This is a genomic window from Leptospira hartskeerlii, assembly GCF_002811475.1.
In the GTDB taxonomy this organism is placed as follows: domain Bacteria; phylum Spirochaetota; class Leptospiria; order Leptospirales; family Leptospiraceae; genus Leptospira_B; species Leptospira_B hartskeerlii.
In genome coordinates this window covers 40,600-54,698 of record NZ_NPDL01000007.1, presented here as the reverse complement: position 1 = coordinate 54,698, position 14,099 = coordinate 40,600, and the positions used below count along the sequence as shown (strand labels likewise).

Below are 14,099 nucleotides of genomic sequence, written 5' to 3'. Positions count from 1 at the left end.
TCCTAACTAGCCCGGAAGTAAGTTATTCCTTCAATGGCTACTCAGCTGGAAATCGCTCTGGAACTTGCCGAAGAGATCAAAAAGATCAACGAGCAAGAAGACAATCGTATCCCTTCCTCCGATTCTTTTTTGAAAGATATGATCGCATTTTTTTCCAGAGATGCACATGAAATCCGCCAGGTCCTGGAAATGCTCCGGGAAGCTAGATATATTTTCATCATCAAGATCGTTCTTCCGGAACAATCCAAGAACGCGAGGGACCAAGACCAGGGAGTGGATGCTTATATCTATGCGGATCTAAAGATCGTAACCGAACTGAAAGGTTTCGCGGAGAAAAAATTGGAGAAGGCCTATGAGGCCACTTATTATAAAAGAAAATCTCCCTTCCAGATCACTAGAGAATTATTTCCTAAGATCAAAGAGCATAATAATACCCCTTTGGGAAGATATATCAATATTGCAGTGATGTTGGAAGAATACCAAAGGGTTCTTACCGCCGCTCCTAACGACTACGACGACAATAGACGCAGGAATTTATTATCCGAATTATTGGAAAGAAGTGGGGCTCCTGTTGCAGTCGCGAGAGATATTCCGGATTATGAGATCACTTCTTTGGGCGGGGGTGGCGGTTCTCCTTTAGGTTTTAAAAGAGCGGCTGACGCAGTTGCATCTAACGAGGTTGCTTTTAATCCGAAAAGCCCTTGGTCCAGACTTACTTCTAAATTTTCCGTGGAATTTTTAGTTCGTATCCATTTGAGAAAATACGAATTCGATACGGTGCGCAAACTGATCTTAGGCGGAAAATTAGTAAGCTTTGATGATCTAAAATATGTGAGAGATAGTGTCCAGACAATGGAGAACCATGTACATCTGGATCCAATCTTACAAAATTTTACGGAAGAGATGACTGAACTTAGAAGACTCGCTCAGAAAAAAATGAATATCCTGAAAGGTATCACCAATTCAGGATCTATCCAAAATTAAACCCACTCGAAATATCGAGCGATAAAAACTAGCAACAATACTACTAAGATAAAGATATATCGTCTTCTTGCAGAATATCCAGTGTCCATTCTATCCTTAGGAAAATAGATCAGGAACAAAAGTGCATTTGCTACAAAAACTATAAATAGAGCGTCTTGTTTTTCTTTCCAATATCCGCTGCCGAAAGCAATTGCCGCTCCGATAGAAGGTAAGAACGCAATTAAAGATTTCCAACTCAAAACCTTAGTATCTTCTTCAAAAACTTTCGCCTTTTTGCCGGACTTCTTCTCCAATTCACTTAAGAACTGATCCATATTTTCTATATTTAATATAGGGATATAAGTCCCTTGTTTGGAGATGAGTAAAATCCTTTCGTAACCGCGAAATCTATCTTTCTCGATACTTTCCAGATCTCGAAATTCGAACTCCATACATTGGCCTTTTGCGTTCCATTGTTTTAAGGAAGAAGAGTCCAATTCTACTTTTGCACCTTCCAATACTTTCAACTGTCTTCTATAATTTTTCAAAAGAAGAAGGATCAGAACCCCGCTCAAGAGTAGATACATGGAAAGAAATGCGGATCTTTTATCCAATTCTACCTGGACAAAACTAACTCCAATGAATATTACAAAAACCGAAAGCACAAGTCCTGTGCGGATCAGTAGTTTTTTCTTAAAAACGGGAGAATCGTATTTGAATACGGACATTAGTCTAAATTTCCGAATTCGGATTTTTTAAACAAAGGGAAAACCTTGATCCCTTCTTCTTCTATCGCTTTTCTTCCGCCTTCTTCTCTGTCCAAAATACAGATACACGCCTTTACTTCTAATCCGGCATCTCTCAAACTTTTGATAGCTTGCAGGGTAGAACCTCCCGTTGTGAGCACATCATCCACTACCACACAGGATTTAACCGCGTTTACTCCGCCTTCTACCAGATTTTTGGTTCCATGGTCCTTGGCTTGTTTTCTTACGATCAATGGAAAGACGTTCTTAGATTGTTTGCGATATTCTAAAGCAATCCCGAAACAGATAGGATCCGCTCCCATTGTAAGACCACCGAAGGCTTCTTCCTCGTCCAGACCGGATTCCGGGAGATGTTTTTCCACAATATACTTACAAAGTAATTCTAATCTTTGAGGATGGAGAGTGATTTCCTTACAATTAAAATAGTGTCTGGATTTTCTACCACTGGCCAGGGTAAACGGTTCCTCTCGGAAACGATAGGCGTGGGTTTGAATAAGTTGAAACAATTCTTCCCTCAAAGCGGATCTCCCTCGGGCATTGCCCGGAACTCCATAATAGTAGGAACTCCTCAGGAAAAAACAGATTTTTGAGCTTTATTGTGGCTATACGGAAAAATTCTAAATTTTTGGATTTTTTCGCAACCTGGGTCCCCGATTTCGCTCTTATCATAAAAACCAAGACGGGAAAGCCGACATGGAACAAACGAAAAAGAAATACGCGTTGAAGACCACAATCTTCTTAATAGCGACTCCGATCATCGGGGTCATTGGGACGGGTGCCTTATTATTTACCAGAGGCATTCCATTAAACACATGGCTTGTGTATCTATTTATGACCGCAGCTACCGGACTTGCGATCACCGGGGGATACCACCGTTTGTTTTCGCATAGAGCTTACAAAGCTTCTTTGCCGGTAAAACTTTTTTATCTTCTCTTCGGAGCGGCTGCGTTCCAACAATCAGTGATCGAATGGAGTTCCGATCATAGAATTCACCACAGATTCGTAGATAAGGAAGAAGATCCTTATGCGATCACAAAAGGATTCTGGTATGCTCATATTCTTTGGTTATTCGAGAATAGGGACCACAGAACTCCTGTTAATGTGAACGATCTTTACGAAGACAAATGGGTAAAATTCCAAGACGATCATTATTATCCGATCGCAATCTTCATGGGATTTCTATTCCCTACTCTTCTTTGTGCTCTTTGGGGAGATGCGTTAGGTGGGTTACTATTAGCAGGTTCTTTAAGAATTGCCGTTAACCACCATATGACATTCTTCATCAATTCTTTGGCTCACTATAAAGGAGATCAACCCTTCTCCGATAAACATACCGCTAAAGACAATTGGCTTATCGCATTATTCACTTTTGGAGAAGGATATCATAACTTCCACCACGAGTTCCAAGCTGATTACAGAAACGGTATTCGTTGGTTCGATTACGATCCGACTAAATGGTTGATCAATACTTTCGCATTCTTTGGTTTAGCAAGCGATAGAAAGACTATCTCTGAAGAACAGATCCTGCGTAAAAAAATGGTGATGGAAGAGAAAGCTTTACGTGACAAACTAGAAGCCAAATCTCAAACATTAAACCAAGGATTCGAAGAAAGATTAGAGGCTCTGCGTAATTCCGTTCAGGAAAGCCAAGCCAGAATGATCAATTTGAAATCTGTGAAAGAAGAAGCAGGCAAAAAGGCCGTCAAAGAAGCCGAGTCCGAATACAAAGTGGCATTAAACACTTGGAAAAGATTCGTTTCCGGAGATCTAGCGCCGGTCTGATATTATTCCCAGTACCTGATCCATTGCCCTCCTTCCGGAGGGCTTTTTTCATCCCACTCCATTCAGCTTGTTGGATCTCCTAACCGAGAAACATCCACTTCTACCTTCAATTTATGTTTTCCTCCTCCAAATAAGATCCCTTTCAAAGGAGAAACATCCGAAAAATCGCGACCCAAAGAAGTATGAATATATTCGTCTGTGATCGCTTTTCCGTTTGTAGGATCAAAATCAAACCAACCTTCTCCCGGGCAATACACTGAGATCCAAGCATGAGTAGCATCACTTCCTCTCAACTTAGGTTTTCCAGGAGGAGGATAAGTTTCAATATAGCCGGATACATATTTGCAAGGAAGACCCAATGAACGGAAGGCGGCCAAGGAAAGATGAGTGAAGTCCTGACAAACTCCCTCTTTTTTTTCCAAGACCTCGTCCAAAGGAGTATAAATATTCGTACTTCCCGCCTTGAACTTAAAATCTTCTCGGAATCGTTTTACATATTCCAAAACGGATTCCAAATAAGGGCGATCCATTGGCAGATATTTTTCTAAAAAATTCTTATAGGAAACGGAACGGGTGACAAAAGCGGAATCTCCTACAAATTCCATCGCTTCCAAATCTTCTTTTTCCGTAACAGTTTTCAATTTCTTTAATACTTCAGAAGCAGTGATCGCAGCCTGGCCTTTTTTCTTCTCCAGTTCAGAAGTGAAAACTTTCGCTTCGGCAGTCACAGAGAGGATATTATGAGGCGTTTCTACTGCGAAAGAATATACAGTATTTCCAAAGTAGTCGGTTCTGAATTCGGTATATTTAGGCTTAGGAAGTATTTCTATTCTAAACTCTCTACATATCTGCCTTTCATTAGATGTAGGACAAAGATGTGCCAAATTCAAACAATGAGAAACTTCCTTCTCATAAGTGTAATGGGTCAGGTGACGAACTGAATACTCAGCCATAAGGTCCTCCCACTCTGACTTGGTTTTCCACGTAGCGGAAGTATTTAGCGGCAACTGCGTCCGACACTGACTTTAATTGGGCGAGAATATCTTCCAACCACCTGCGAAGTCCACCTGCTGGATCCGCATATTCGAAAATACGTTTTGCATCTTCTTCCCCAAATCGAACTAAAACATCAGTGAGTCTCTGTATCTCTTCCGAGATCTCTTCGTCTTTTCCGGAAGAGGAGAATAGAGTATTTTCCCTTAATTTTTCCAATTGGAAAGCAAGTGAGCGAGGATTACTTTCGTCGAAGATAAGAATGTCCACAACTGACTCTGCTTCTATTCTATATTTATAACGTCTTCTGTAAGTGATCCGAATGTCGTTCACATTCAAAAGACTCTCGAACATACTTTTATTATATATAGAAGATCTTTCTATCGTAGCGAGTATAAGTCTCGCGAGAAACTGTGCCCTCTCCAATCTTTTCCCCATATCCAGGAAGAAGTAACCTGTCTCACGGCTCATACTTTCATTTGCAAGTCCGGAGAGAGAAGCAAACAGGTTTACCAATTTTTGTAGGTATTCCAACACTTCATCATAACTAGAATTTCCAGGAGCTTCCGATTCAAATCTAGAAATCAAATAACGTGTATCATCCGAGATCCTGTCTCGGACCGCCTTAGTAGTGCCTACAAAGAAGTTCAGATCGTGACGGATACTTCCGGAAGAATAAGGAGAAGTTGCCAATTGGAATATCTTCTCCCGAACCGAATCCAAAGAATCCAAAGAATCCAATCCGTTCGTTTCGAAAAATCCAAGGCTGTATCCGGAAAGTTGATCCAAGATCCCAAGTAACATCGAGAATTGTTCTTTCTCGTAAGACTCTTCCGCTTCCAAGATCTTGTGCACAGTTTCTCTGAGAAGCCTGGACATATTTTCAGCCCGTTCCGCGTAACGTCCCATCCAGAACATATTGTCTGCGACCCTACTCGGTATCCCGAAACCTTTTCTTTTGATCGGCATCCTTCCGATCTGTCCAGGAAGAAGACTGAATTCCTTCTTCTCTTCAGACGCTAAGATCCAAAGATCTTTGGAAATAGCACCTCTTTGGTTGGTAATGATAAGTTCGTCCGCCTTAGGAGAAACTCGCACAAGTCCTCCAGGCATACATGTATATCCGTTCTCGGAAAGACAGGTAAAAGTTCTCAAGACTGACTTACCGATCAGTAGTTCTTCCGAATCCCCTGAAAAAATAGGACTAGTAGAGCCGGCGAGTATTTCTTGTGCCACATAACGTTCCGGCCTTGTTTCTACCTTCGTTCTTAACTCCATCATTTCCTTTTCTTTCAAAGTAGAAAGGAAAACGGAAGGATCTAAAGGAGAACGAATTGCAGGCTTGATCGTATATTTATGAGGATTAGAGAACACTTCTTTGCGGGATTTTTCGTCTCCCATCCAAAGAGTAGGAACATTCGGAAGGATTAGATCCTCGCCCAAATAAAATTTACATAAGTTAGAAAGATACGCGTGAATGGCACGGTTCTCCAAAAAGCCGGAGCCGATAGGATTTGCTACGGTGACATTCCCTGCTCTCACGGCACCCAAGATGCCCGGAACTCCTAAAAGAGAATCCCCCTTTAATTCGAGAGGATCCATATACCAATCGTCTACACGACGGAAGATCACATCCACTTGTTGCAAACCTTCTATCGTTTTCAAAAATACCTTATTGTCCCTAACTGTCAGATCCTCTGCTTGGGCCAAAATATATCCCAGGTAACCTGCAAGATATGCATGCTCGAAATAAGTTTCGTTTCCGGGGCCTGGAGTAAGTAGAATGGTAAGTGGTTCTCTATCTTTATTCGAAGAAAATGAATTTAATGTTCTTCTTAAAGCTCTAAAATATAAGGCAACCCTATGTACTTGAGAGTCTCGATATAGAGAAGGAAAAATACGAGAGAGGACGATCCGATTTTCTAAAGCGTATCCGGAGCCGGAAGGAGCTTGGACTCGATCTCCTATCACATAAAAATTACCCTGACTGTCCCTGCTGATATCCGTAGCCAAGAATGCTAAACGGAAATTTGTAAAATCATAAACAGGAGCGCAGGCTCTTAAAAATCCACCTGATTGGAATAAGACTTCGTGGGGGATCTTTTTTTCGTATAAGGATCTTTTAGGACCGTAAACATCCTTTAGAATTTCGTTAAGTAGTTCGGATCTTTGGGAGAGACCTCTTTCGATCCCGTCCCATTCTTTGCTATCCATGAGAAGAGGAAAAAGATCAAGCCCCCATGCCCTTTCTCTTTCGTCTCCGTAAACATTATACGTTACACCGCTTTCCTTCAGGATCCGGAGACTATCTTCTTTGCGTCTTCTTAATTCGGCTCCGCCTAGATGATTTAAAGTGCGAAGTAAAAATTCATATTTTTCCCTGGACTTTCCGTCAGGGAGGCATAGCTCGTCATAGACTCCAGGAGCAGGTTTATATCCGGAGAGAAGATTTGCAGCTTGGGAAGTTCTCTGATTCATCTTCCGAGAGACATTTTCATCTCCCGTCCGATTTTAATCCAGCTTTAAAGTAGCTCCGATATTGATTTGTCTGTATGGTCCTTGTTGGATCCCAACAGGAAGTCTTCCGGAAATATATACTCTATCTTCTAAATTTTTTCCGTTTACGAAGATGGACCATCTTCCTCCGGGTGCTTCATACCCGAAGTCAGCATTCCAAATTCCATAAGCGGGAACCACACCTTGGCTTCCATCAGTACTTTGGTTTTTAGTATTCTGCAAATCAGAATATTGTTTATCAAAATACTGATATTCCACTCTGGCGTAAAATCCGGATGGGCTCTTCACTCCGATCGCACCTATAAAAACATTCATCGGAACGTAAGGCAGATAATTTCCGTTTGTGTTTACCTTAATCAGATTCCCTGCGGAGTTAATCGCATACAAAGGTTGATTCGTGATACTTACGGTACCGTCAGCATTTTGTATCGTGCCAACTGGAACGTAAGTGGTAGAGATCGCTTTCGTATAAGAATAAGTAAACTCTAGAGGGATTTCCCATTTAGACTCTGCAAATTTCCCGAAGTCGAAAACAAAATTACTTTCAACACCTCTGTTTACAGACCTTCCTGCGTTGATCGGAACTGCTCCCAATCCGGAACCTGCTTCGTTTGTATTCACAATTTGATTCGAAAAATATAATGCATATGTACTGACTTGAGTGTAGAAGTAGCGGGTAATATTTCCCCTAAAACCTGTCTCATAGTTATTGGATCTTTCAGCGCTGAGTTTATAACCTAAACCTAAAGCAGGGTTTTGAACGGTAGAGAATGTAGGAGGAGAAAATGCGGTATGTGCACCTGCAAACCAGATAAACTTCTCCGTAATATCAAACGTAAGACCTATCCCGGGCAGAACCACTTTAGTATAGGTTTCGTTTGCATCATTTACTAAGATGGATTGCCCAACTGTATTTGCGTATCCCTTAGTCACATCATCCGCAGTCGCAAGTCTTCTATGAGTATAAACACCTTGGAAGATATGTTCGTAACGAACTCCGGGGATCACCTTGAACTTATCAGTAACCTTGATAGAATCTTGCACATACAAAGCATACGCTCTTGCATTACGATTCTGCTGTTGGGTGGTAAGTCCTTTTGTAAGAGTTGGATAAGGAAATACATTATTCGCAGCATTAACCGATTCGTAATGCATTCTTGCACCGAAAGCGATCTCATGATCCAAACCGAATGTATTAAATTTACCTTCTACCTTTGTTTCCAGACCTCCTGTCTTAAAGAAAGAATGTCTGTTCGGAGTGGAATTTAACATGTAAATCACATCTCCCGGTTGGTTCCCTATAATATCCGGAGCATAAACTCCGACCGCATTTTCAGGAGGTCTTGCAGGAAAACCGAATTCTGTCAGATTATTATAAGAATATGATTCTTGGCGAAATAAGAAACCGACATTTGTCCAATACGCTCTTGTGATCATCTTCCAATTTTCATTAAAAGTATGATCGTGACCTATAACTGCAGCTTGCCTATCGATGGACTTTTGGTCGTATCTAGCGGGATTAATCCTTGGATTTTTCCAATACAAACCTTGGGTCAGTCCTAAATAAGTGGATTGAGCCTCTTGTTGGTAGGATTGGTATTTTAGAAAAACTGAATCCTTCTCCCCTAATTTCTGGATCAACTTTAAGTTTAAGTCGTTTACTCTGAAACCTTGGTAATCCCTAAAACCATTTCCTTGGTTCCGCATATATGAAATATCATAACCGGTATTCGTAGTCTGATTGGTTCCACCGTATTGCAAAAGGCTGGAGGCATAACCGTTCATTCCTCCGATCACCTTGGCATTAAACGTAGGTTTTTCAGGAGGTTTACGGGTCACATAGTTGACTATACCACCAAGGGTCGTCGGTCCAAAAAGAATGGAGCCTGAACCTTTTACAACCTCTACCCTTTCCATTCTATCAATATGAGGTACAAAATAACTTTCAGGTTGTCCATAAGGACTCAAAGAAGTGAAAACTCCGTCTTCTAAGATCAAAGTTTTCCGAGATTCTTCGTTACTAACACCTCTGAATGCAATATTCGGAGTAAGTCCCACTGCATCTTGGTAACGGATGGTGGCCCCGGGAACTCTACGCAGAGCTTCCATAGAATCGATTGGATTTGTTTCTTTTAGGATCTTCTTACCGATCACATTCGCGGAACCGGGGATCTTCTTGATATCATCATCCTTGGCACCGATCACATTGATCTGACCGCTTTCTAAAAACCTTCTTTTCTTTTCCGCTATAGTTTCCTCTTGTTTAGAAGCTTCCTGTTCGGTCTCGGAAGAAGTTCCGTTTGTCCCGGTATTTCCGTTAGGCTGGGAGAAAAGGAAAGAATTAGAAAAGATTAAAATACATATAATAAGAGAAGAACGGAATCGTTTTTGAGACATTAATCTCCGTCCCCTCCTGGTCCACCGGAAATGGGACTCGAACCTGTAAGAGCCGCTAACTCAGTATTCAAAATAGTTAATAGTTCGCCTAACTCTTCGATACAAGCTGCGATTGCAGTAAAATTCGCGGCGTTAGAGCTTCCCCAGGCAGTAGTAGGATCGGCAGGAGAAAGAGAAGGAGTAATATCTCCTAAGTGTTCTTCCAGTTCCGCCATCTCTCCTTTGATCTCTGCATCCAAGTCAGGACTATAGAACTTTACATAATCCGAAAGTCCTGCACCGGTCCCATTCCCGGTATAGATCGCTTTAAAAGTACTGAAATTATCTATCAAACTCTGGAAAGATTGGCCTGAAAATCTGAACTCTGCACGATCCGTCTTAGGAACAGAACCATTCCCTCCGCCGGAAAGTCCTGCGGGAATTTCTAATTTTCCATCCTTCATGATGGTCAGAAGCTGGACCGCTCCTGCAAAAACAGCGTCTAACGCGGTATCCGACGTAGGAAATGTAGCAGAAGTTCCGTTACCTGCAGTCGCAAGCTGTGTACCCAAAGGATTTGTTCCGCTTACATCCCAAGCGTCAGTCACATTCTTCACATGCACACTGTAATTAGTTACTAAAGCTCTAAGAAGAGCGGACCTTCCGTTAGGAGCGTTTGTAAAATCAGAACAGCTGGGAGCGGTTCCACGATTCACACCGGCTTGGCTAAAAAGAAGATATTCGATCGCGCCAATACCTTTGGCATCGTTATCAAATCCGGCTATATAAGTTTGAGCATCCAAAAAATCTCCGGAAGGATCAAAAGCATCCAATTCATCCAAATCGCCCGAGCTTGGTGGAGCCTCTGTAAGATAATCGATCAAGAAAGGATCCATTTTGGAAAAAGAAGAAAGAGTCGTTCCAAAACGAAAAGGTTCCACTTTTTTAAGATCTCTTACATGATTAATCCAAGCGGTTTGCGCACTCGCAAGAGTATCCGAAGAGCATACACTGTCCGTCGTAGCCACAAGAGAAAGGCGGCTCGTTTCCAAATTCGCGAAGAGAGGAGGAATGATATTATTTCCTAAATTCTGCAAAAGAGATCTAGGATCGAATGAATTGAACATTCGGTAGAGATACCCGTTCGTATTTGCAGCACCCGACGCGGAGTTTTTATGTGAACAGGAAATAAGAATAGAAAGTAAGGAAATACTTAGAATGATCCAAACAGAGTGGATCAGCATTTTAATCCGGAAAAACCTGCCGAATCGTCTGCTTCTAACAGAATTGTCTTGTCGCATAGTTCCCTCGAAACTGGGCTTCTTTATCTTGAGAATCAGAATTATTTTTCTATGGCAGGACGCAACTGTTTTTGAGATCTGTTCTCACAAACTGAGTTTGATAAATGTTAAGTTATTCGATCCAACGAAGGTCCATTGTATAACCGTTCGTATGTTTCAATCGTTTAGGCTCGGAACCATCAAGGGCAGAATGGCCATCCGCTAAAAATCTAGAGATCCTACGAGACTCCGCTTCATATGAATTCACAGGAAAAGTATCGTAAGCTCTTCCACCAGGATGAGAAACATAATAACGACAACCGCCCAATGGACGAGAAGACCATTTGTCCCAAACATCAAACACTAAAGGAGTGTGAACCGGAAGATTTGGATGCAAAGTGAATACCGGATTCCAAGCCTTGAAACGAATTCCGGAAACAGCTTCCCCTTTTTTGCCGGTATTACGAAGAGGAACCTCGTAACCATTGCAGCTTAGAAGATAACGATCACTCCAACCTTCTACCTTTACTTGCAATCTTTCTAATGCAGAATCCACTGATCTGGAAGTTCCGAAAGAAGAAGATTCTTCTCCTAAGACATTCCAAGGCTCTAAGGCCATTCTAAGTTCCAAGAATACTTCTTCTCTTTGAGTTTTACCATACACTGGAAAACGGAATTCGAAAAATGGTAGGAACTCCTCTTCTTGGAATGCAAATCCGTTCGCTTTTAGATCTTTCAGAACATCTTTAAAATCGCTCCAAACAAAATGAGGAAGAAGAAAACGATCATGTAGCTCGGTTCCCCAATGGATCGGAGCCTGCACATAAGGTTTCTCCCAAAATTTGCAAAGCAAAGATAAGACCAGAACTTGCTGTACAACACTCATCTTATAATGAGGAGGCATTTCGAATCCTCTTAACTCCACAAGTCCCAAACGAGAACCCGAAGGTGGATAAAGTTTATCGATAGAAATTTCCGCTCTATGAGTATTACCCGTCAGATCCACAAGTAGATTTCGGAAAAGACGATCCACAAGCCAAGGATGGTGTTCTTTAATTTTATCTAATTGAGCAGAAGCTAATTCGTATTCGTATAATATTTCATCCCTTCCCTCATCCAAACGAGGAGCCTGAGAAGTAGGACCGATAAATAAACCTGAAAAAAGATAGGAAAGAGAAGGATGATGTTGCCAATAACTCACCAAGCTACGCAGAAGGTCCGGTCTTCGCAGGAATGGACTGTCTTCGGGCGACATAGCGCCCACGGTGATATGATTTCCCCCACCCGTTCCTGTATGTCTTCCATCGATCAGGAATTTTTCCGCACTTAAGCCGACTTCCTTTGCTTCTTCGTATAAGATACGAGTCTTCTCTTCCAGCTCTTGGAAATTAGAAGAAGGGTGTAAATTTACTTCTAAAACTCCAGGATCTGGCGTAATCCGAAATAGACCTAATCTAGAATCAGAAGGAGGTTCATATCCTTCTAAAACGATCTGAACTCCCGATTTTTCGGAGGCAAATTCCAAAGAAGAAATTAGATCCAACCAAGGTTCCAAACCCTCTACCGGAGGTAAGAATACATGGATGGAGCCAAGTCTTGGCTCAATGACCAAAGTGGTACGGATCGGAAGATCTTTTCCTGCCGGAAAAAATTTGGATTCTTTAGAAGATCTTTTATCTAAGATCGAATCTAAATTTTTTCGAGGACTTAATTTTTTACTCTTAGATAGATCCGTAAGAACTGCATTCGCCCTGAAATTTTCGGAGATAGAAGAAAAAGGCAGTCTAAAACCGGCGGGACTGTCTCCTGGGATCAAATACAATCTTTCTCTTTTATATTTCCATTCGGAACTTTCCCATTCCGATCTTGCATAATTAAATTGTAATGGAATAGCAATCGCTTTTTTAAGTTTAAAGTCTCTATCTACAAGTGAGAGAACCTTCTTCCTTTCCAAAGCCTCGAAAGAAAAATCCTCCGGATTAAAATCTTCGCCTTTAGGGTCTTTCCATTCGGGAAGCTGACCTTCTTTCCATAAATAATAAAAACCGTCCTCGTATAAAGGAACAATATGTTTGGGTGAAATCCCTAAGGTTTTACAAACTTCTTCCGCGAATACATCCGAGGATCTTAAGTCCTGATCCAAATCCCGTTTTTCTTTTTCCGAGGAAGAAGAGAATAATCCTTCGTTTTTCCATAAAGGTTCTCCGTCCTTTCTCCAGAAAACATTCAAAGACCAACGAGGCAGAGGTTCTCCAGGATACCATTTACCTTGCGTGACCTGGACCAAAGAACCGTGTGAAAATTTTTTACTAAGCCTAGTAAGAAGAGTTTCGCCTAACTCTAGTTTTTCTTGTCCAAGAGCAAGAGTATCCCATTGAGGATCCTGCCTGGAAGTATCCGAAATAAAAGTGGGCTCTCCACCGATAGATACACGAATATCATTTTTTCTGCATCTAGCATCCAGATCTTTTCCGAGTTTTAGAACTCTATCCCAAGCCGAGTCCGTATAAGGTTTAGTGACGCGAGGAGATTCTTGGAATCGTTTTACTTCCATTCTGAATCCAAACTTCGACTCTGCGGGATCTGAATATCCAAACACTGGAGAGGCGCTTCCTGGCTCAGGAACAGCTGCTAAAGGAATATGACCTTCTCCCGCAAATAATCCGGAAGTAGGATCCAAACCCACCCAGCCCGCGCCTGGTAGGAACACCTCCGCCCAAGCATGAAGGTCGGTAAAATCTTCCTTAGCACCGGAAGGTCCGTGGATCGAGACCTCGTCGGGTTTCAATTGTATTAGATAACCGGAAACAAATCTGGATGCGAGACCGATATGCCTTAAGATCTGAACGAGTAAAAATGCGGAGTCTCTGCAAGAACCGGATCTTCTTTCTAAGGTTTCCGTGCAAGTTTGGACACCTGGCTCCATTCGTATCACATAGGAAATGTCCTGATACACTCTTTGGTTGAGGCCCACCAAAAAATCCACGGTACGTTTTGATCTTAAGATTCCGTCCTTTCTTAAACTTGAAATATAATTAGCGAGTGCGTTACTCCCATCGGTTGCGCTCAAGTAAGGAAGAAGTTCCTTTCTCAGAGCATCCGAATAAATAAAAGGAGCCTCTTCCGCATCAGGTTCCAGGAAAAAATCGAACGGATTGATAACTTGTATCTCCGCTACCAGATCCACTAGTATTTTTAATTTTTCAGTTTTCTTAGGAAATACTAATCTTGCTTGGTAATTCCCGAACGGATCTTGTTGCCAGTTCAAAAATTGTTCGGAAGGTTCCACCAAAAGAGAATAAGAAACAATCCTAGTCCTAGAATGAGGAGCAGGTCTCAATCGAATGATATGAGGAGATAACGCAACCGGCCTATCGTATTCGTAAGAAGTTTCGTGAGTGAGAGAGACGAGTAAAGACAT

The 14,099-nt window shown here is 41.7% G+C and carries 9 protein-coding genes; 2 read left to right on the top strand and 7 right to left on the bottom strand.

The features are described from left to right. The first annotated feature begins 33 nt into the window (after nucleotides 1–33). On the top strand, nucleotides 34–984 hold the full coding sequence (locus CH352_RS13495) for a hypothetical protein (RefSeq protein WP_100707766.1): 951 nt from the start codon (nucleotides 34–36) through the stop codon (nucleotides 982–984). On the opposite strand, the gene CH352_RS13490 is transcribed toward CH352_RS13495, so the two are convergent. After that, complete coding sequence (locus CH352_RS13490; RefSeq protein ID WP_100707767.1) at nucleotides 981–1,691, bottom strand: hypothetical protein; 711 nt, start codon at nucleotides 1,689–1,691, stop codon at nucleotides 981–983. The two genes, CH352_RS13495 and CH352_RS13490, sit on opposite strands and share 4 nt — an antisense overlap. Beyond that, the gene (gene pyrE, locus CH352_RS13485) at nucleotides 1,691–2,248 is read right to left on the bottom strand and encodes an orotate phosphoribosyltransferase (protein ID WP_100707768.1); all 558 of its coding nucleotides are present in this window, start codon (nucleotides 2,246–2,248) and stop codon (nucleotides 1,691–1,693) included. Before pyrE ends, CH352_RS13490 begins: the two co-directional genes overlap by 1 nt. 175 nt (nucleotides 2,249–2,423) lie before the next feature. Here pyrE and CH352_RS13480 point away from each other — a divergent pair, with 175 nt between their 5' ends. Then, a complete protein-coding gene (locus CH352_RS13480) occupies nucleotides 2,424–3,512 on the top strand; it encodes a fatty acid desaturase (protein WP_100707769.1) in 1,089 nt (362 codons plus the stop codon). Between the two features lie 62 nt (nucleotides 3,513–3,574). Here CH352_RS13480 and CH352_RS13475 read toward each other — a convergent pair whose 3' ends face one another. The 5 genes from CH352_RS13475 to CH352_RS13455 all read right to left on the bottom strand — a co-directional run bounded on the left by CH352_RS13475 (nucleotide 3,575) and on the right by CH352_RS13455 (nucleotide 14,099). Beyond that, nucleotides 3,575–4,465, bottom strand: coding sequence for a transglutaminase family protein (locus CH352_RS13475; RefSeq protein WP_100707770.1), 891 nt, complete (start codon nucleotides 4,463–4,465; stop codon nucleotides 3,575–3,577). Next, complete coding sequence (locus CH352_RS13470) at nucleotides 4,458–6,983, bottom strand: circularly permuted type 2 ATP-grasp protein (RefSeq protein WP_100707771.1); 2,526 nt, start codon at nucleotides 6,981–6,983, stop codon at nucleotides 4,458–4,460. The genes CH352_RS13475 and CH352_RS13470 overlap by 8 nt, the downstream gene beginning before the upstream one ends. A gap of 33 nt (nucleotides 6,984–7,016) precedes the next feature. Then, a complete protein-coding gene (locus CH352_RS13465) occupies nucleotides 7,017–9,419 on the bottom strand; it encodes a TonB-dependent receptor family protein (RefSeq protein ID WP_100707772.1) in 2,403 nt (800 codons plus the stop codon). Further along, the gene (locus CH352_RS13460; RefSeq protein WP_243396410.1) at nucleotides 9,419–10,642 is read right to left on the bottom strand and encodes an imelysin family protein; all 1,224 of its coding nucleotides are present in this window, start codon (nucleotides 10,640–10,642) and stop codon (nucleotides 9,419–9,421) included. Before CH352_RS13460 ends, CH352_RS13465 begins: the two co-directional genes overlap by 1 nt. Nucleotides 10,643–10,811: 169 nt before the next feature. Then, entirely contained in the window at nucleotides 10,812–14,099 is a 3,288-nt protein-coding gene (locus tag CH352_RS13455) for a transglutaminase family protein (RefSeq protein ID WP_100707774.1), read from the bottom strand.

What these genes read in the sequence shown, in the direction of transcription:
- CH352_RS13495 (WP_100707766.1), top strand. Translation starts at nt 34, where the DNA reads ATGGCTACTCAGCTGGAAATCGCTCTGGAACTTGCCGAAGAGATCAAA.
- CH352_RS13490 (WP_100707767.1), bottom strand. Translation starts at nt 1,691, where the DNA reads ATGTCCGTATTCAAATACGATTCTCCCGTTTTTAAGAAAAAACTACTG.
- CH352_RS13480 (WP_100707769.1), top strand. Translation starts at nt 2,424, where the DNA reads ATGGAACAAACGAAAAAGAAATACGCGTTGAAGACCACAATCTTCTTA.
- CH352_RS13475 (WP_100707770.1), bottom strand. Translation starts at nt 4,465, where the DNA reads ATGGCTGAGTATTCAGTTCGTCACCTGACCCATTACACTTATGAGAAG.
- CH352_RS13470 (WP_100707771.1), bottom strand. Translation starts at nt 6,983, where the DNA reads ATGAATCAGAGAACTTCCCAAGCTGCAAATCTTCTCTCCGGATATAAA.
- CH352_RS13465 (WP_100707772.1), bottom strand. Translation starts at nt 9,419, where the DNA reads ATGTCTCAAAAACGATTCCGTTCTTCTCTTATTATATGTATTTTAATC.
- CH352_RS13460 (WP_243396410.1), bottom strand. Translation starts at nt 10,642, where the DNA reads ATGCTGATCCACTCTGTTTGGATCATTCTAAGTATTTCCTTACTTTCT.
- CH352_RS13455 (WP_100707774.1), bottom strand. Translation starts at nt 14,099, where the DNA reads ATGTCTTTACTCGTCTCTCTCACTCACGAAACTTCTTACGAATACGAT.